Source organism: Marinobacterium sp. BA1 (genome assembly GCF_041155135.1).
GTDB lineage: Bacteria > Pseudomonadota > Gammaproteobacteria > Pseudomonadales > Balneatricaceae > Marinobacterium > Marinobacterium iners.
Genome location: NZ_BAAFHC010000001.1, coordinates 1,621,133 through 1,641,802, shown reverse-complemented (window position 1 = coordinate 1,641,802; position 20,670 = coordinate 1,621,133). Strand labels below are relative to the sequence as shown.

Annotated in this window: 9 protein-coding genes; 7 read left to right on the top strand and 2 right to left on the bottom strand. The window is 55.3% G+C overall.

Annotation, left to right across the window (positions count from 1 at the left end; all coding sequences use genetic code 11):
* Window positions 1-121: 121 nt before the first annotated feature.
* Window positions 122-1,336: an NnrS family protein gene (locus ACAM29_RS07965; RefSeq protein WP_369623800.1), complete on the top strand. Its 1,215-nt coding sequence runs from the start codon at window positions 122-124 to the stop codon at window positions 1,334-1,336.
* Between the two features lie 10 nt (window positions 1,337-1,346).
* Here the strand turns inward: ACAM29_RS07965 and ACAM29_RS07960 are convergent, their stop codons facing one another.
* Window positions 1,347-3,146 (bottom strand): DEAD/DEAH box helicase, encoded by a 1,800-nt coding sequence (locus tag ACAM29_RS07960; protein ID WP_369623799.1) that lies wholly within the window; start codon window positions 3,144-3,146, stop codon window positions 1,347-1,349.
* Between the two features lie 44 nt (window positions 3,147-3,190).
* On the opposite strand from ACAM29_RS07960, the gene ACAM29_RS07955 reads away from it, so the two are divergent.
* Complete coding sequence (locus ACAM29_RS07955) at window positions 3,191-4,030, top strand: sterol desaturase family protein (RefSeq protein ID WP_369623798.1); 840 nt, start codon at window positions 3,191-3,193, stop codon at window positions 4,028-4,030.
* Here ACAM29_RS07955 and ACAM29_RS07950 read toward each other — a convergent pair.
* The gene (locus ACAM29_RS07950) at window positions 4,025-5,128 is read right to left on the bottom strand and encodes a DUF3524 domain-containing protein (RefSeq protein WP_369623797.1); all 1,104 of its coding nucleotides are present in this window, start codon (window positions 5,126-5,128) and stop codon (window positions 4,025-4,027) included. The two genes, ACAM29_RS07955 and ACAM29_RS07950, sit on opposite strands and share 6 nt — an antisense overlap.
* Before the next feature lie 107 nt (window positions 5,129-5,235).
* Here ACAM29_RS07950 and ACAM29_RS07945 point away from each other — a divergent pair, with 107 nt between their 5' ends.
* From ACAM29_RS07945 to ACAM29_RS07925, 5 genes are all read left to right on the top strand, one after another.
* Window positions 5,236-5,934 (top strand): SDR family oxidoreductase, encoded by a 699-nt coding sequence (locus ACAM29_RS07945; protein WP_369623796.1) that lies wholly within the window; start codon window positions 5,236-5,238, stop codon window positions 5,932-5,934.
* A gap of 85 nt (window positions 5,935-6,019) precedes the next feature.
* Complete coding sequence (locus tag ACAM29_RS07940) at window positions 6,020-10,132, top strand: EAL domain-containing protein (RefSeq protein WP_369623795.1); 4,113 nt, start codon at window positions 6,020-6,022, stop codon at window positions 10,130-10,132.
* 100 nt (window positions 10,133-10,232) lie between these two features.
* On the top strand, window positions 10,233-13,085 hold the full coding sequence (locus ACAM29_RS07935) for an EAL domain-containing protein (protein ID WP_369623794.1): 2,853 nt from the start codon (window positions 10,233-10,235) through the stop codon (window positions 13,083-13,085).
* Window positions 13,086-13,187: 102 nt separating this feature from the next.
* Entirely contained in the window at window positions 13,188-17,018 is a 3,831-nt protein-coding gene (locus ACAM29_RS07930) for a PAS domain-containing protein (protein WP_369623793.1), read from the top strand.
* Window positions 17,018-20,647: a response regulator gene (locus tag ACAM29_RS07925; protein ID WP_369623792.1), complete on the top strand. Its 3,630-nt coding sequence runs from the start codon at window positions 17,018-17,020 to the stop codon at window positions 20,645-20,647. The genes ACAM29_RS07930 and ACAM29_RS07925 overlap by 1 nt, the downstream gene beginning before the upstream one ends.
* Window positions 20,648-20,670: the final 23 nt, after the last annotated feature.

Sequence of the window (20,670 nt, the reverse complement as noted above, 5' to 3'; positions counted from 1 at the left end):
CCTATTTACCTAATTGTCCGTCAGTTTTGGGTGCTTGTCAGATTTTTTCCAGCCTGAATCGACCTTAATAGTGTACAATAAATACATTTAAATAGTCGGATGACGCACCAGAGGTCCAGTCATGGCAGTTGTTAATCTCGAACATACACCGTGCAACCATTATGAAGTGATATTCAGCAACGGCTTTCGCCCCATGTTTACGCTGGTTGCTTTGCAGGCGTTGCTGGCACTTGGTGGCTGGCTCGCGTTCTGGAATGGCTGGCTGGCCGCTCCGGAAACACTGGGTACGCCATTGCTCTGGCACGGACATGAGATGCTGTTCGGTTTTGTCGGCGCCGCGATAGGCGGTTTTTTGCTGGCTGCAGTGGCCAATTGGACCGGGCGGCGACCGGTTCATGGCGGTGCGCTGGTGCTGCTGGTGCTGTGCTGGCTGCTGGCTCGCGCCGTTGCGTGGCTGGGTGCGGACTGGCCAGCGCTGTTCAATGCGTTGGCAGCCTCACTGTACTGGGTGGTGCTGGCAATTTTGTTCGGACGTGAACTGATAGCGTCAGGCAACCGTCGCAACTTGAAGGTGCTGGTTTTGATCGGTCTGTTTACCCTGTTCAGTCTGGCGTTTCATCTGCAGTGGCTGGCGCCTCTTGATATCCTGCACCTGACTCTGGTGCTGGTACTGATGCTGCTTACATTGATTGGTGGGCGCATCACGCCAGCCTTTACCCGTAACTGGCTGAATCGTCAGTCGCCGACGCCCGAACGGTTACCGGCAGCATTTGGTCCGCTGGATGCAGCTGCGGCTGTGATGACGGCGATTTCCGGTCTGGTCTGGGTATTCTGGCCCCAGTCGATGGTTGCCGCAGTGCTGCTGGCACTGGCGGGTGGGTTGCAGCTGGTACGGGTACTGCGCTGGTGTGGCTGGCAGACGCGCTCGGAACCGTTGCTGTGGGTGCTGCACCTGGGCTATGGCTGGATCGGTATCGGCCAGTTGCTGCTGGCCGGTGGCAGTGCCGGTTTCTGGCTCTCCAGCGCCGGTTTGCATGCGCTGACCATCGGTGCCATGGGCGGCATGATCATGGCGGTTGCGTCGCGTGCTGCACTGGGGCATACCGGCCGCGCGCTAGAGTCAACGCCGATACTGACTCTGGCGTTTTTCAGCCTGCACCTGGCGGCGCTCACGCGGATTGTTGCCGCGCTCTGGCCAGCCGTGATGCCACCGTTGATTACGTTGTCAGCGTTGCTGTGGCTACTGGCCTTTGCGCTGTTCAGCTGGCGTTATCTGCCGATTCTGCTGGGGCCATCGGTCAGCTTCAGTGACCGCCTCAAGGCGGGACAGGGCTGATCCTGCCGGCTTACAGGCAGTTGGCCTTGCGGTAGCTGCCCTGATAATCAAACAGGCGCTCACGGACCTGCCAAAAGCCACCCCCTTTTGCGGAGCGGCCTTTCTTGCCGCTCATGCGGGCGATTACGAAATCGGGTGCTGGCAGTAATGCTTCACTTGCGACGACCTCGGCTGCGGAGGTGAAGCGGCGGGGCTGTCTGCCCTGACCGCAGCGGCGACCGAACAGGTTATTGAACAGGGCCTTTTGTGCGGGACGATCCATGTGGAAGCGCTCCTGCAGTTCCTCTCCCTGTTCCTCGTGGTAGGTCAGCGTCAGACACTCGCCGCTGGCACTGACACTGATGCCGGCGCAGCGAATCACTTTGGCGTCCTTCAGCTGCAGCGCACGCTTGAGCAGGTCATCCGGGTCGATGATCGCTTCATTGCAGCTGTGACAGCGACGGGCGGCGATGTCGTTTTCAGCCCCGCAGTGGGGGCATTGCTTGAAGCGGAAGCGATAGTCGCACTGCTGTGGTTTCTCGCCTTCCATTTCCAGCAAACCCTGACAGCGGCGGCCATGGTGTTCGATCACCTGACCGCTGTCGTCTGTCTTGCCCCAGAAAATGTTGGCAAAACCGCAGCTGGGGCAGAACACCTGTACCGGCTCACTGTCGGTTGAGGGGCGCGGTGTGCCTACCTCCGGGTGGTGCAGGTTGAAGCCATTCCCTGCGTAATCGACCACCAGACAGTCCCGCTTGCCCTCGCTCAGGCGCAGGCCACGGCCCACAATTTGCTGATACAGGCTGACCGAAGCGGTAGGGCGCAGGATGGCGATAAAATCCACATGGGGCGCGTCAAAGCCGGTGGTGAGAACGGCAACATTGACCAGATATTTCAACTGGCGCACCTTGAACGCCCGAATCAGCCGTTCGCGCTCCTCACTCGGTGTGGTTCCGGTGACGATGGCGGTCTGCTCGGCAGGCAGATAACTCTGAATTTCGCTGGCATGCTCGACCGTGGCGGCAAACACCATCACCCCTTCACGCTGCGCCGCCAGTTCGATGATCTGCTCGCAGATGGCACGGGTAACACGCGGGTGTTTCAGCAGCAGGCTGTTCAGTTCTCGTTCTGGAAAATGACCGCTTGAAGAGGGTGTCAGGGCGGAAAAGTCGTAGTGGGCGATGGCGGCGTCCACCAGTTTGGGGGGGGTCAGATAGCCTTTGCGGATCATCCAGTTCAGCGGCAGTTCATAGATGCAGTGTTCAAACACACGGGGCTCTTCGCTGCGCACAAAACCGCGATAGTGAGTGCGGTAGATCCAGCCATAACCCAGTCGGTAGGGGGTTGCGGTCAGGCCGAGCAGTTTCAGCCCCGGGTTCTGTTGCCGCAGGTGGCCGATCACCTGCTGATACTGGGAGGTATCGTTTTCGCTGACGCGGTGGCATTCGTCGATGATCAGGAGCGAGAACTGATCCGTAAAGTCCTCCAGATTGCGCGCGATCGACTGTACACTGGCAAAAGTAACCTGGTGATTGAATTCGCGTCGGCCAAGACCGGCGGAGAAAATGCCCGCTTCCAGCCCCAGGGCGGCATATTTGGCGTGGTTTTGCTCGACCAGCTCGCGTACATGGGTGATTACCAGAATGCGCTTGCGGGCCAGTCGCGCAAGCTCGGCGATAACCAGGCTTTTACCGGCGCCGGTTGGCAGTACAATCACCGCCGGGTCATCGCCGGCGCGAAAGTGTTTCAGGGTGGCGTCGACCGCTTCCTGCTGGTAGTCACGCAGGGTGAACGCGGTGTTTGTGGGGCGTTTGGCTGTCATGGCGGCCATGGTAATGCGCGGCCTGAGCAAACTCCATCGGTAGGGGGAAATGAATGACCTTTGAAGTCTGGTTACGGCTGTCGGCTTTTCTGTTGGTGCTGCTGTTGTGTGCCCTGTTCGAGTGGCGCATGCCAAGGCGCAGCTGGCGTTTTCCCAAAGGCTCACGCTGGCTGACCAACCTGACTCTCACCCTGCTGAATACCGTATTGGCCCGACTGACGTTGGGTGCCTTTGCCATCACCGCCGCTATCTGGGCCAGTGATCAGGACATCGGATTGTTCAATCAGGTTGCCGCCCCCCAGTGGCTGATTCTGCTGATCGGGGCTGTTGTGCTGGATGCAGCAGTCTGGCTGCAGCACCGGGTTACCCATCGGGTGCCGCTGCTGTGGCGACTGCACAGGGTGCACCATACCGACCCGGAGCTGGATGTGACCACGGCGCTGCGTTTTCATCCGGTGGAGATCGGTTTGTCATTGCTGTGGAAGGCGTTGGTGGTGATTCTGCTGGGGCTGACACCGGCCGCAGTGATTTTGTTTGAGCTGTTGCTCAGTATCTCGGCCATTTTTACCCACGCCAACCTGCGCCTGCCTGCAGGGCTGGATCGGCGCCTGCGCTGGCTGATCTGCACCCCAGACATGCACCGCATCCATCACTCGGTGTATCAGCCGGAAACCGACAGCAACTACGGCTTTTTTCTGTCGATCTGGGATCGCGCCTTTGGCTCCTATCGCCACAAGCCCGCCGATGGGGTCGAACAGATGCGGCTGGGGCTGCTGGAATTTACCGAACCGCGTGAGCTGACGCTGGGACACTTGTTGCTGCAGCCTTTGAAAAATATCAAACGGATCAACGATAACGGGCCGTTTGAAAAGCCGAATCGGCCCGTGTCATAGAGACGGCGCGCCGCCTTGGGTCAGGGTTTCAATGACCCGACCCCAGCTCGCCTTCAGGGCAGGCCAGCCAAGATGTTCTACAGCAGGTGTCCTGATCGGCTCGCCGCGGTGTTTGGAGGCCGAAAGCTCGCCCAGCATTCGGGCCAGTGCTGAGGTTTCCTGCTGCTCGGCATAGCGATATTCGGCTGCAAACAGTTCACGGTAGGCCAGTCGATCCGGCACCACCGGGCGACAGCCTGCCGCGACCGCTTCTAAAACAGCAATGCCCTGAAAATCGTGCAACGCGGTCGACAGCACCACGTCAGAGCGTTGCAGCAACCGACGATAGGCTTCGGTACTCTCGATGTGCCCCCAGTACCCCAGCTGCCCGCCGGATTCAAGTCGCTGTTTCAGTTGATCGAACACTGGAGGCACCCGGCGAAACTGCTGCCCGACCACATGCAGGCGAAAATCGACGTGATCGGTCTGCAGGCGCTCCACTGCGGCCAGCAACAATTCGGGGCCCTTGTCGAACTCCCAGCGGTGATTCCAGACGATCTCCAGTGGGCCTTCAACCGGTGCGGCAGGCAGGAATACCTGCTCGGGCAGAGGAACGTGCAGCACCTCCGAGCGAGCTCGTATCTGCTCCACCAGGCCGGGAGGAACCTGATCGGGCAGCTTGCGCAGCAGTCGGTCAGCACCCTCCAGCAAGGTGTCTCGGTTGTAGCCGGAATTGAACAGCACGCGATCGGCACAGAGCGCGTTATAGAGATTCAGTATCAGGGGCTCGACACTTTGATGTTCATGCCCGGACGCGGGGTAGGCAAACTGATTTTCGTGGAAATAGATCACGCAGGGCGTCTGAGCCAGTGACGGAACAAAGCCACGCAGGCTGGTCAGGTCCACCATCGAGGTGGCAATGATCAGGTCATAGGGTTGTTGCAGACGTTCTCTTTCGCCGAAGGCCCAGCTCAGGCTGTTGCCGCGAATGCGCCAGCTGAAATAACGCGCGGGCAGGCTCAGTACCGTCCAGTCATGCTCGGGCAGAGCATTCACCAGCCCCTTGCGCCAGTACTGATGACTGACCGCATCGTAGGCTGACAGCAGAAGAATCCGCATCTCGGTATCCAGGCAGAAAAAGAAACGCATTGTGCCAGAGGGGTCCGAACTTGTCAGACCGTGATCGGCCTGCTTGACTGAAGGTAGATGTTTCAAGGAGAGCACAGATGGCCAGAACAGTTTTGATTACCGGTTGCAATCGTGGTCTGGGGCTTGAGTTCGCCTATCAATATGCACGGGATGGCTGGCAGGTACATGCCTGTGCGCGGGATCTGGTGCATGCCGAGGCACTGCAGGCGCTGGAGGCGCGTTTTCCCGAGCAAATCAGCCTGCATACGCTGGATGTTAACAAGGATGGTCAGATCAAGGCGCTGGATCGTGTGCTGGATAACATCACCATTGATTTGCTGATCAATAATGCGGGTTATTACGGTCCCAAGGGTGTGGCGTTTGGCACCCTGGAGCGTGAGCTTTGGCGACAGGTACTCGAAACCAATACACTTAGCGCGTTGATGCTGACGCAGGCGCTCTATCCGCGCATCGCGGCCAGTGAGCTGAAGACGGTTGCATTTCTCAGCAGCAAGGTTGGCAGTATCACCGATAACACCGCGGGTGGGGGGTACTACTACCGCAGTTCCAAGACGGCACTGAATCAGGTGGTGCGCAGCCTGTCCATCGACCTGTCGGGGGCCGGGGTAAAAGTGGTTGCATTGCACCCAGGTTGGGCTCAGACAGACATGGGCGGCAGCAATGCTCTGATTACGCCGGAAGAGAGCGTAACCGCTCTGCGTTCGCTTTTGAATGGGCTGACACAGGAACAAAGTGGAGACTTTATCAATTACGATGGCTGCGCTCTTCCCTGGTGAGCTTTAATACAGAGGTCTGATTGCTATGGGTTGGCCGGACAGGTAGATTTTATTCTCAATGCTTTTGGGCAGGGAAGGTGACAGGATGCTACTTTCACAAATGCGATCCCCGCAGATATTGACGCTGCTGTATGCCTTGCTGGGGGTTGCGTGGATTGTGTTCAGCGACCAGCTTGTCATTTACCTGGCCGGCGATCTTCACCGATTTGCTGAGGTCAGCCGCTACAAGGGTGTGGCCTTTGTGCTCATCAGTGCTGCCCTGATTTTCCTGGCCCTGACCCATTATCGCTTTGACGAGCGCTCCAGCCACGGAGCGCCTGGGCGTCAGCGTCACCTCGTGTTTGCCTTTGTTACGCTGCTGTTGGTGGTACCGTTGCTGGCTGTGTCGGTCACCCGGCTTTATGGCCCCGAACTCCAGCAGCGTGAGCTTGATCGGCTAGGCCAGGTTTCCGAGCTGAAAAGCTCGCAAATCAGTCAATGGCTGGAGCAGAGCAGTCGGGAGTTGGGTGCCATTGAGCAGCTGCTGGAAGCTGGCGGCAGTACAGTTATTCCCGATTCAGAGCGCTTTGCACACATGCAGCAGGCCGTTTCCAGCCTGTTGCAGGGGCTGGGCTATTCCGGGGCCGAGATCCACTTGCCGGGGAGGGAGCCGCTTCAGCTGGGAGTGGTCCCTCGTATAGAGGCTAATGGTAATACGCTCAAGCCCTTCAGAATTAGCCAGAGAGATTGGCTGCAGCTGCTGCAGGATGAAGAGGCGACAGCTTGGGTGCGCCTGTCTAGGCCCAGCCATGGTGATCGCATCGCGCTGGAGCTTTATCGACCGCTTGAAACTTCGTTGCAGCCGATACTGTCTGAATGGCTGCTAAGTGGAAACAGTGCGGAACTGTTGTTGCTGCAGGCGAAAGGGGACCGAGGAGTCTATATTTCACCGCTGAAGCACAGCGATGCTCGGCCTATGACGCAAACCATTTCTCTGGCCGAGCAAACAATTCCTGGAGCCATCGCACTGGTTTCAGGTGGCTCGGGTGAGGTTGCTGGAGAGGACTACCGGGGTGTCTCGGTGCTGGCGGCTTACAGAACCGTCGCCAATTCTCCTTGGGCGTTGGTAATCAAACGTGATCGTGATGAGGTGCTCGCGCCACTTGATACCCTGCTGCACTGGATGTTGCTGCTGGGCATGATATTCATGCTCACGGTGGGGCTCATCCTGTTGCTGCTCTGGCGCCAGCAACGACTGAGGTTGAGTTTGCAGACCAAGGCGGACCTGGATGCACGTGACCGAATTCTGCAGCGCTTTTATGACATGCCGCTGATCGGGATGGGCATCTATGACCCCGTCGCCCGGTGCTGGGTGCGCGTCAACGATGAGCTACTGCGGATGCTGGGCTATGAGCGCGATCAATTCATGGCAACAGACTGGCGTGAGCTGACCCCAGGTCACCTGCTTGAAGAGGAAGAGTACCAGTTTCAGGCTTTATTGGACGGCCTGAGGGATGGCTATCAGATCGAAAAACAACTGCGCCACGCAGAAGGCCATTTGGTGGATATCCGGCTTGATGTTCAGATTGAGCGTGAAAACGGTGGCTGGATGCTGGCCATCATGCAGGATATATCTGAGCGTAAGCGTAACGAGGCCCTGATCCAGCGTCAGGCCAACCTGTACAATATGCTGTCGCAAACCAACCAGATGATTGTGCGACGCCACTCCCCGGATCGGATCTTCCAAAGCGCCTGTGATATTGCCGTTCGTTTTGGCAAGCTGAGATTTGCCTGGATGGCTCAGCTGGATAAAAGTGGCCAGCTGAAACCACTGGCCAGTGCCGGCTTCGGCGGAGAAAGCTTGCCAATGCTGTTGCACTTGTGCCGTAACTATCCAGAACAGGGGCTCACCATGGCCGCTATCCGGCAGGGTGAGCGCATGCTGGCAAACAATATCTTTATCGATCCCGGCTTCCAGCCCTGGTATCAGCTGGCGCGGCGTCTTGATATCCATGCCGCCATTGTCCTGCCCTTGAATGATGCCGGCGGCCGGCCGATGGTGATGACGTTGTATGCCGGCGAGGCTGACTTTTTCACCGATGAAGTTGTGAATACATTGGATGAACTCAGCCATGACATCAGCTTTGCCCTGGCCAACCACTCGCGTGATCAGGCACTGGAAAAGGCCAATCAGGTCATCAATGCAAGCCCTGTTGTGCTGATGCGCTGGGAGAACAGTCATGGCTGGCCCGTGTCCTATGTGTCCGATAATGTGCGCCGCTGGGGGATTGAGCCTGCGAGCCTGCTTAAGGGGGAAATCAACTATGAGCAATTGATTCATCCGGATGATCGGGACACGGTTAATGCTGAGATTGAAGGATACCTTGAACGCAACGAAAATGAATATCACCAGTTGTACCGACTTCAACTGGGCTCGGATGAGGTGATTTGGGTAGAAGATCATACTCATGTGCAGCGGGACCGTCAGAACAATGTTCTGCACATCGAAGGTGTATTGACCGATGTGACCGAGCGCCAGCAACAGGAAGTACGTCTGGAGCGTGCCTCGGCCGTACTGGACAGTACCCGTGAAGCGGTAGTCATCACGGATGCTCGCCAGCACATTATCCAGGTCAACCCGGCGTTCAACGAGGTGTTTGGCTGGACGGAGGAAGAGCTGGTTAATAGCACGCCGCACCAGTTTGCCTCCGGTCGTCATGACAGTGCCTTTTACGAACAGATGTGGCACGAGCTGGACCAGTGCGGCCACTGGCAGGGCGAGATCATGAGTCGACGCCGTGATGGTGAAGTATTCCCGGCTCTGCTCAGCATCAGCGTGGTACGTGGACCGCGTGGCAACATCAATCACTACGTGGGTGTGTATACGGATCTGAGTCGCTTGAAAGAAAGTGAGTCCAGGCTTGAGTATCAGGCACTGCATGATCTGTTGACCGGCTTGCCCAACCGACAGATGCTGTTCAGCCAGTTGGGGCACTGTATTCATTACAACCGCCGCCACAAGCGTATCTCGGCATTGCTAATGATCGATTTGGATAACTTCAAGGATGTAAACGACAGCTTTGGTCACCTGGTGGGTGATCAGTTGCTGGAGCAGGCAGCGCAGCGATTGAAACTGCGTCTGCGTGACGAAGATATGCTGTTCCGTTTGGGCGGCGATGAATTTGCGGTATTGCTTGAGGATGTAACTTCAGGCAGCGATGCAGCCAATGTGGCCTTAAGCTTGATTCGACAGTTTGACGGCAGCTTTACGCTGAGCGACGGTGTGGAGGTTCGGGTCGGTGCCAGTATCGGCATCAGCCTGATCACCAATCTCAAACAGAAACCGGAAGACCTCTTGCAGCAGGCGGATGCGGCTCTGTTTCGAGCCAAGGAGCGGCGCGGCAGCCTGAGCTTCTATAGTGATGATCTCACTCAGGCTGCTCGCCAGCGTCTGGAGCTGGAGCAACGCTTGGGCCACGCCATAGAAGCCAATGAACTTCGACTTCATTATCAGCCGCAATGGTCTTTGGAAACGGGTGAAATGACCGGGGTGGAAGCGCTGGTCCGCTGGCAGGATCCTGAGCGTGGGCTGATTTCACCCATCGATTTTATCCCGATCGCCGAGCAAACGGTCTTGATCGACCATATTGGCCGCTGGGTGCTGAACGAAGCCTGTGATCAGATTGTCCGCTGGCAGGAAGCGGGGCTGCATATCCCACGTGTGGCAGTCAATGTGTCACCGCAGCAGCTGCGTTATCACAGCTTGCCGGATGAGGTTGCCAAAGCACTGAAGCGGACCGGTATTGCACCAGAGCTGCTAGAGCTGGAGCTGACCGAAAGCGCACTGATGGCGCCCAACCTTGAGCCGGTGGCCATGTTGAAGCAGCTGCGCGCACTGGGCGTACGGCTGGCAATCGACGACTTCGGTACCGGCTACTCTTCTCTGGCTTACCTGAAACGTTTCCCACTGGATCTGCTCAAAATCGACAAATCCTTCACGGATGACCTGCTCGAAAGTGATGAGGCCCGTGCCATCGTCGAAACCATTATCGTACTGGGGCGCAAGCTTGGCTTGAGGGTGCTGGCAGAAGGGGTTGAAACCGAAGCTCAGCGCAGCCTGCTCAACACGCTTGGCTGTCACCAGTATCAGGGCTACTTGGCCAGCAAGCCTCTGCCCGTGGCAGAGCTGGAGGTGTTGCTGGCAGCACCGCAAGGTTGATCTGTAACAACTGGAGAAGATACCCAGTCTTGGCTTTTGATGTATGATCGAGCAAATGTTTAATACCCGGGTCTCAACCTTCTGACCTGCAGGGAGTGCAGTGGATACTGTGAATTCATCAGTCGTGTGTCACAGCTCCAACAGAATTGCTACCAATCTGTTACTGGCCGTCGCTTATGCGATCCTTGGACTCGGCTTCTCCACCACTGGACTACACGACCAGATCGTACCCTTGTGGTTGCCGGCAGGCCTCGCACTTGCTGTTGTACTGCGTTTTGGTACGAAGATGTTGCCGGGGGTGTGGCTCGGCAGTCTGTTGGTCAATTTGATTTTGCCCAACGGTTGGAGCCTGCCAGAGACGGGACACCTGCTGACCGCACTGGTGATTGCCAGCGGGGCTGCCTTGCAAACCGGCCTGGCGGCATACCTGATACGCCGTTTCGGTGTTGATCCACTGTTGCCTGTCAATGAGCGCTGGATGCTGCGCTTTCTGCTCTTTGCCGGGGTGCTGACCTGCACCCTGAATGCCACGTTGGGAACGCTTGCGGTCACGTATATCAATCAGTCCGGTGGCAGTCTGGGACTGCTGCTGGATTGGGTCAGCTGGTGGCTGGGCGACAGCTTTGGTGCGGTTTTCGGTACCCCTCTGTTTCTCTCGCTGCTGCCGGCACCCCAGTCTGACGCTGCCTCTCGCCGTTGGGTATTGTCGGTACGGCTGTTGGGAACCTTATTGGCGTTGGTCGTGATCAATCAGTACTACCTGTCTCACCTGTCCAGCTTGCTGGAGCGCAGTTTTCGTCAGGACGTTCAACTCATCGATGCACGCATACAGGCAACCATCCAGCAGAATCTGCGTGATCTGACCCGTTTGGAGCAGCAAATTGCGAGCCGACCCGATCTGAAGCCAGAGGAGTTTCGAGAGCTGGTATTTGCTCATATGCAGGACAACCCTGCGCTGCGCGCCTACTCCTGGGACCCGCTTGTACCGCGTTCGCAACGGACCGAATTCGAGCAGCGTACACGTGATCTGTTGGGTAACCCCGAGTACGCCATTTATGGTGAGTCCCCGCCGTCTGAAGAGGTCTTGATTCCGGTGCAATATGTCGAGCCGCTGGAGCAGAACCGGGCCGCACTGGGGTTCAACCTCTACTCGCTGGAAGATCGCCGTCGCTGGGTACTGCAGGCTGAGTCACGCGGTCAGGCGGTGGCAACCGGTATTCTGAATCTGACCCAGGCACCGAATGAGCCGGGTTTGCTGATTTTGCAACCGGTTTACCGTCAGACGGGGGCAGAGTTGCTGCAGAGTCGGCGTGAACTGCTTGGCTTCATTGTGGGCGTCTTCACGGTGGCACAGTTTTTTGATGCCGCGTTGCAGGAGTCAGGCATCGAACATGTGGGCTTGAGAGTCTCCGAGCGATTTGGTGGTTCGTTCTACGACACAGTCAAGGCCGGCTCCCAGGGGGTGCGCCTGAGTCAGGGGTTTCCGGTGCTGCTGACGCAGCAGGAGTGGCAGGTGGAGGCAGTGGCCGGGCCTGACTATCTGGCCGCTCACCCGATCAGTCAGGCACTCTATCTGCAGGTTTTGCTGGTCGGCCTTGGCGCTCTGGCCTCTTTGCTGATCCTGTCGATGTACAATCGTGAACGCCTGCTGGTCGCGCGGGTGCAGCAACAAACACTGGATCTTGCCTGGCAGGCCCGACACGATGACCTGACCGAGCTGCCCAATCGCACCCGTATGCAGGAGCAGCTGACAGAGTGGCTGAAAACACCTGACCGTCCCTTTGCGTTGCTGTTCATCGATCTGGACCGATTCAAGCTTATCAACGATAGCCTGGGGCACCAGGTAGGGGACCGTCTGCTGCAGGAGCTGGCGTATCAGATGCGTGTGGAAACACCAGAAGACTGTAAGTTGTGCCGTATGGGAGGGGATGAGTTCATTCTGTTGGTACCCGGTGCCGCGCAGCGTGCCATTGCCGAGGCTCAGCGGATCCTGCTGATTGTGGGCCGTCCCTATATGGTTGCCGAGCATAGCCTACAGCTGACCGCGAGTATTGGTATCAGCCTGTGCCCGTCACATGGGCGTGATGCCGACAGCCTGATCAAGCATGCTGATACGGCCATGTACCGCGCCAAATCGCGGGGCAAGGATCGTTATGAGTTGTACTCCGAGCAGTTAACCTCGGATGCGGTGCAAAGCTTTTCAGTCGAACAGGATCTGCGCCAGGCACTGCAGGAACATCAGTTGGTGCTGCACTATCAACCACAGTACCGCCTGGATGATGATCGTCTCTGTGGTCTGGAAGCATTGGTGCGCTGGCAAAACCCGGAACGTGGACTTTTGGGGCCAGACCAGTTCATCCCACTGGCGGAAGAAACCCAACTGATTGTGCCGTTGGGGTGGCAGGTGATCGAACAGGCCTGTCAGCAGATGTCTCGATGGCTGGAGCAGGGGCTGGATGTTCCGCTGGTTGCGATCAATATTTCACCGCATCAGCTGTTACAGGCCGACTTTATCCCGCGCCTGAATGCACTGGCAGACGGGTTTGGTCTTGAACGCAAGCGCATTGAACTGGAAATCACCGAGTCGATGATTCAACAGGACCCTGATTTTGTGATTCAACAGCTGCAGCGCTTGCGTCTATCGGGGTATCACTTGGCGTTGGATGACTTCGGTACCGGTTTCTCCTCACTGGACCGTCTCAAGTACCTGCCGCTGAATCGACTCAAGATCGACAAGAGCTTCACCCGCGACATCGGCCGTAATCCCAAGGATGAAGCGGTTATCCTGACGGTAATCGCATTGGGCCGAAGTCTGGGTGTAGAGGTGCTGGCCGAAGGGGTCGAAACTGAAAAACAGCGCGATTTCCTCAAGACTCACCAGTGCAACAGCATGCAAGGTTTTTTGATGGGCAAGCCTGTTCCGGCAGAGTTGGTCAGCTTGCAACAGTCTTAATTTACTGACAAAGACAGGGGAAAGTGATTCAATAGCGGTCCACAGACCTGACACAAGGCAGTCAAGTCTGGTGTGTATTGACGTACCAGCTCTGGAGTAGTGATGCTGCTTGCCCCCCTATCGAGCATCGCCAGTCGTGACGTTGTCACGTTGGCTGAATCCGATACTATCCATGCTGCTGTCAGCCTGATGGCTGCGCACTCGATTCATGATGTGGTCGTGGTTACGGCGGATGGGCTACGTATCATCACGACGCAAACCGTGATCAGGTTACGTTTGGCAGAGGCGGATTTCTCTGCTCCGCTGTCACAGGCAGGTCTGCCTCGGGTTTCATGCGTTAAACCAACCGAAAGTGTAGCTGATGGTCTTGTAGCCTTGCGAGGCTCCCCAAGTGAACACCTGTGCCTCGTAGACGAGGATGAGAGTTTGGTTGGTATTGTCAGCTACACGGATCTGATAAGCCGAATTGACCCTCAGAATATGGCAGAAACTGTCCGTATCAAGGATCTGATTACACTTACGCATTATTCTCATCTCGAACCAGGCGATACTCTAAGGGCGGCCATGCAGAAAATGCATAGCGCTGGCCATTCTGCAGCCTTGATATCGCTGCCTAATAAAACAATCGGCATCATTACTCAAAGCGATATTACACGTGCATTACAAACTCATGCTGACTGGCAGCATCCGGTGACTGAGTTCATGTCGGCACCTGCGTTTACAGTTGAGGAAGACTTGACCATCCAGCAGGCCATAACAGTGAGTCAGGAACGCCGGTTAAAGCGGTTGGTGGTCACGGATAAACGGGGTGAGGTGGTAGGCCTGTTGCATCAGAAAGATTTGGTGGGGCTGGCTTATGAAAGTTGGCGTGAGCTACTTAAACGACATGAAGAAGACGTTCAAGCCGCCCTCGATGCCACAGAAAATGAACAACGTTGGCGAGCTGTGCTTGAAGGCACGCAACAGGGTGTCTGGGACTGGAACGCCCAGACAAACAAAGTGTTTTTTTCGCCGACCTGGAAATCGATGCTGGGCTACTCTGAGGATGAAATTGGAGACTCGCTCGATGAGTGGGACTCGCGTATTCATCCGGACGACAAGGCGGCAACCTATGCAGACCTTGAGCGACATTTTTCAGGGGAAACATCCGTTTACGAAAACACACACCGCGTGCGCTGCAAGGATGGCAGTTATAAATGGATTCAGGACAAAGGCAAGGTGTTCAGTGCTGACGCTGACGGCAAACCGTTGCGTGTTATCGGCACACATACCGATATAACGGCTGAACATGAGCAAAAACAACAACTGAACCGGCTTGCAGAAAACGTGCCGGGGGTGTTGTACCAATATCGGCTGTATCCAGATGGCAGCAGCTGCTTCCCTTTTGCAACTGCGAATATCAGAGACGTTTATGGAGTGTTTCCCGAACAGGTAGCCAAAGACGCTCGAATTGTACTGGAGCGTTTACACCCTGATGATGCTGAACGGGTTGCCACGAGTATAGGGGAGTCTGCTGATAGGCTAACGGTTTGGGAAGAACAGTATCGATATAACCACCCCGAAACAGGCGAGCGCTGGCTCGAAGGGCGTGCCACGCCCGAAAGGATGGTTGATGGCTCAAATATCTGGAACGGTTATATCTACGATATTACCGAGCGAAAACAGCAGGAGCTGAAACTGGCGGAAACCACGGCTCAATTCCAGCTTACCATGGAGGCAACGGACACAGGCCTGTGGGCCTGGGATTTGTTAACCAATGCGGTTAACTGGTCCCCAGAAGCCTACTCAATGCTGGGCTATGAGCCTGATGAGTTTGCAGTGACGCTCGAAAAGTTCCAGGCGCTGATACACCCTGATGATCTTCAGAACATGATGTCTGATGTGATGAGCAGTATCGAGCAGGACGATGGCTTCAATGTTCAGTTTCGGTTACGCCATGCCGAAGGACATTGGCTTTGGACTCAAGGGCGAGGCAAAGTTACGGGACGTGACGATGCTGGAAAACCCGTTTTCATGATGGGGACGCACGCCGATATTTCCGAGATCAAGCAGGTTGAACAGGCGCTTGCTGAAGCTCGTGCAGCTGCAGATACAGCGAGTCGTGCCAAGTCCGAGTTTCTCGCCAATATGAGCCATGAAATCCGTACGCCCATGAGTAGTATTATCGGTCTTAGCCAAATCAGTGTGGATGAACAGGATTTGACCACTCTGCATGACAGGCTACGAAAAATACATCACTCCGGGCGTTTGCTGCTTGGAATTATTAATGACATTCTCGACTTTTCAAAAATTGAGGCGGGTAAGCTTTCGATCGATCCCCAGCCATTTTTCTTAACGGGTTTGGTGGATAACCTCAACAGTCTGTTTGCCGATATGGCGAGTCGCAAAAATTTGCAGTTATCAATGCGTATTGATGAAGTGGTGGGTGACTCCTTTGTCGGTGACGAGTTGCGTCTGAGACAGGTGCTGACCAACTTGATCGGCAACGCCATCAAGTTTACTGAACAGGGAAGCATCCAGCTTGTAGTTTCTACACACCAGTCGTCAGTGGATCGACAATGGCTTAAATTCAGTGTCTTGGACACTGGCATCGGTATTACGCAAGAGCAGCGGCAAAAACTGTTTAATGCTTTCAGCCAAGCTGATAACTCGGTAACCCGCAAACACGGTGGCTCCGGGTTGGGGCTTGTGATCAGCCAACGCCTGGTGGAAGTGATGGGCGGCAGCGGTATTGAGCTTGAAAGTCAGCCGGAGCAGGGGTCTGTTTTCACTTTTATTCTTCCCTTGCGTGCCTGTGACGCTTCTGAGCAGGAAATGCTGCTGCACAAGAAGTCAGAGACGTTGGACGAAAATCATTCGCTGCAAGGCAGAGTTCTGTTGGTTGAAGATAACCCGATTAATCAGGAGGTCGCCAGATCTTTGCTTGAAAAGCTGGGGCTTGAGGTAACAGTGGCGCAACAGGGGGCTGAGGCGTTGGATCTGGTTGAACAGTCTGATTTCAACCTGCTCCTGATGGATATTCAAATGCCGGTCATGGACGGCTACGAGGCCACCCGGCAGTTGCGCGCGCGTGGTTGTGAATTGCCAATCATCGCTTTGACGGCTGCAGCAATGGCTGAAGATCAGGCCAAAGCATTGGCTGCGGGTATGAACAGCCATCTTTCCAAACCCATCGATCCTCAGGCGCTGCAGCAGGTGTTGGCACAGTGGCTGAAAGCGGAAGCAAAAGAGTCCAAGGCGGTCCAAAGTGTTGCCACCGATACACGGTCTGACCCGGCCCTAACGTCTTTTGAGTCAGTGAGGGAGGCTACACCTTCCAGTTGTTTTGATGCAGGTGCCGGTCTGGCCATGCTCAGTGGCAACCGGCAGCTGTACAGGAAGGTTCTGAAGGAGTTCCTGCAGCAGCTTGGCTCGGATTACCAACAACTTCCTGGCAAGCTTCGCCATTTGCAAACCAAACCCTCTCCTGAGGCAATCGCCTCGTTGCAAAAGTTGGCGCACAGTCTTAAAGGCGTTGCCGGTAATCTGGCTTTGCAGGCGCTTGCGGCTTTGGCAACCTCACTTGATCGCGCATTGAAACAGTCTGAGGTCCCAACCGAAACTGAGGTCAGTGCGTTAGAACAGTGCCTGCAGCAGACGACAGCGGAGATAGAACGATGGCTTGTAAATGAAGAGTCTGTCGAGCAAGCTCAGCCAGGGCGGAGTAATACGCAGAACAGGTCAGTCCAATCTGAGTTGCAGGCCTTGCTGGCGGCAATACAAAACAGTCAATTTATTGATGAGTCTGAGCTGCAGGCACTGGCTGAGCAATTGCCGGAAGAGGCTCATGAGCATTGGCGTAATTTGTGTCAGGCACTGGATGATTTCGAGTTTGAGCAGGCTGCAGAAATCCTGTCTCGGCTGATACTTCAGCCAACACAGAGTAGCCAATAATGCCAAGGCTAGTATCCAGCTCATTAAGCAAACGATTGCTGCTGACTACGCTGGCGTCTGTTCTTGTGACGACGCTATTGCTTACGGCAATGGTCGAGTGGCTGGTGTTACAGCATAACCGTAGCCTCCTGCTAGAGCATCAAAAAAGCTACACGGACCTTGTGGCACGCCGTATTGATCACGGGCTGGAAGTGCGCACGCGTACGCTGAAAGGCTTGGCCGGGTTGCTCAATGATGGTGAGCAATTACTGCCGCTTGATGCCATGCAGGCTGTTCTGGACTCACGCCTGCAGCTTCATGAACATTTTAATAATGGCCTTTTGGTGCTCAGTAAAGAGGGTGTGCTCTCGGTTGACTCCCCGGTACTAAAAGGGCGTGTTGGCATTGATCTGAGAGACCGTGAACATTACCGACACGTATTGCGGACGCAACAGCCGTATATTTCCAAGCCACTCATTGGTAGAGGTGTCAACTCGCCGGTTTTTCTGATCAGCGTACCCATATTGAACCGGCGCAACCAATTGCTTGGCATGACGCTTGGTTCAACTCGCTTGGCTGAAGACAACCTGCTGACCGAGATATCACTGCAAACCATCGGTGATGAAGGTGAACTGTGGGTGTTGGATCTCGAAAGCGATCTTGTAGTCACCAGCTCAAAGCGAGAATACGTCATGGGACATATCTCGCAGTTGGGTTTTAATACGTTGCCCAATCGCCTGAAGCAAAAAGAGTGGCAGGGTCAGATGACCAATGGCGGCGGGAAATCACTGTTGTATACAGCGACACCGTTACAGCAAACGGGCTGGGTTGTGGTACATACCTTTCCTGCGGCCATGGTATTGGAACCGGTCAAAGCATTGCTGTTGCAAGTTGTGATGGCTGTCACAGCGATGCTGGTCGTGGTGGCATTACTGGCGTATTGGCTGATCAAGCGGCAGCTGCGCGACCTGAAAAACTCAGCGACCCAAATAGCCAGCATGCTGAAAAACGTTTCTGAAGTTAAACCGTTAACGGTTGCACGAAAAGATGAAGTGGGGTTGCTGGTAAGTGCCTTCAATCAGCTGCTGGAAAAACAGGAAGTGCAGGCCCAGCAGTTGTTAGCTGCGAAAACTAAAGCTGATCAGGCCAACCAGGCCAAGTCCGAGTTCCTGGCTAACATGAGTCATGAAATTCGCACTCCCCTGAACGCCATTATCGGACTGAGTGAGTTGCAGCTAGGAGAGGAACAGCCTCTGCACATGCAGCAGCGTACTCTTCAGATTCATCACTCGGGCAAGCTGTTGCTTGGAATCGTGAATGACCTGCTGGATTTCTCCAAAATTGAAGCCGGTAAAATGGAGTTTGAATCGCACCCGTTCAGGCTGAGTGACGTGTTGCAGCAGCTTGCGTCGCTGTTTGCGCTTCCCACTAGCCAAAAGGGTCTTGAACTGGTGTTGCACCTGCAGCCGGACTTGCCTGAGGCGTACGAAGGGGATTATTTGCGCCTGACCCAAGTTTTGACCAATCTGATGGCTAATGCCGTCAAGTTCACCGAGCAGGGCACGGTGGAACTGCTGATAGAAGCGAAAGCGATACAGGATAAGCAAGCCGAGCTTGTTTTCAGCATCTGTGATACCGGGATCGGTATGACACCCGAGCAGCAGAAGCGGTTGTTTAAGGCTTTCAGCCAGGCGGATACCTCAATCACGCGGCGTCATGGTGGCACTGGATTGGGGTTGATTATCAGTCAGCGGCTGGTAAGGCTAATGGGCAGTTCTGGAATTCACCTTCACAGTGAAGCCGGTGTGGGCAGTTGCTTCAGCTTTGAGCTGTGTTTGCCTTTGGCTGTAACCAGTGAGCAATCCTTACAACAGCCACTTCGCTGTAAAAACGGTGCATGTCATGCGCTCGTGGTGGATGATCAGCCCATAGCACGCCAAATTCTACGCGAAATCCTTGAGTCCTGGCAGTTTGTGGTCGACGAAGCTGAAGACGGCATTCAGGCGGTAGAAAGGGTGCAACAGCGACTCAAACATCAGCAGAGCTACGATGTTGTACTGATGGACTGGGAAATGCCGAGAATGAACGGCCTTAATGCGCTGCGCACGATCCGCACGGTGATGCAGGAAGCCGGTATGTTGCGTCAGCTGCCGGCAATGCTGATGGTATCGGCGCATGACCAATCAGACATCCAGCTCTATGGTGAAGATGATATTGAGTATCTGCCCAAGCCGGTGCATCGCTCTTCACTCTACGATGCCCTTTCGCACCTGTATCAACAGAACCAGGTACAACTGCCGTCGCTTGCCGAGCGCTTCTGTAGTCAAAAGGTGCTGGTTGTAGAGGATCACCCGATCAATCAGCAGGTTGTTCAGTCACAGCTGGAGCAGATGGGGCTGACGGTCAGCCTGGCTGGAAACGGTGCCGAAGGTGTGGAGCAGGCTCGCCGTGAACAATATGACCTGGTATTGATGGATATCCAGATGCCGGTTATGGATGGCTATGAGGCAGCTCGTACGATTAGAACCTTCAATACAGAGGTTCCGATCATTGCCCTGACCGCGGCAGCACTGGTTGAAGACCGTGAAAAGGCTCTTCAGGCTGGCATGAATGATCACTTGGGCAAACCGTTCTCAGCACAACAGCTGTTTGACCATCTGCGCCCATGGCTGCAAACCCGCCAGGTGTCTGCAGAACCTTCAGCTGCGGCTGCTGAAGCAGCAGAAAAACCAAGCACTGCACAGTTGACGGTTGCACAAAAACGGTCACTGCTGATTGTGGATGATATGGCGGCCAATATTCGGATTTTGGCTAACCTGTTGAAAGATGACTACACAATTCAAGTAGCCAACCGAGGACAAAAGGCTCTGGATATTGCCCGTGGAAGTCATCCTCCGGATCTGATACTGCTGGATATCATGATGCCGGAGATGGACGGTTACCAGGTGTGCCGTGAGCTTAAAAACAATGCGATCACCAATCACATTCCGATCATTTTCGTGACGGCAATGGATGCAGTTGAGGATCAGAAAAAAGGCCTGAGTTTGGGGGCAGTTGATTACATCACCAAGCCTTTCGATGCTGATATCGTGAAGGTGAGAGTACGCAATCACATGAACCTGAAGGTCAAAACGGACATGCTGGAAGATATGTCGCATGTGGACGGTCTGACACAGGTGGCTAACCGGCGCAACTTTGATCGATCACTGCAACGGGAGCTGAAACGTCTTGAGCGCAGTGGCAAGCCGCTGGGCCTTGTTATGCTGGATATCGACTATTTCAAGCCGTTCAATGACCACTATGGTCATGGCAAAGGGGATGAGTGCTTGATTAAGGTGGCCGCGGCACTGCAGCAGGTGATTAAGCGCCCCGGTGATCTGTTGGCACGTTACGGTGGTGAAGAGTTTGCAGCCATTTTGCCTGAAACAGATGCAGAGGGCGTGGCACGGGTGGCTGAAGCAATGCGCGCTGCTGTAGAGGCAATCGATGTCGAGCATGGCTATTCACAGGTTGCTGATCATGTGACGATCAGTGTGGGCTGCTGTGCTCAAATCGTTACAGCTGAAACAACGGCAGAGCAGCTGCTGAACAGGGCGGATACCGCACTTTATGCTGCCAAACGGCAGGGGCGCAATCGGGTTGTGATTTAAGCCATGAGGCTGAAGCTATTATG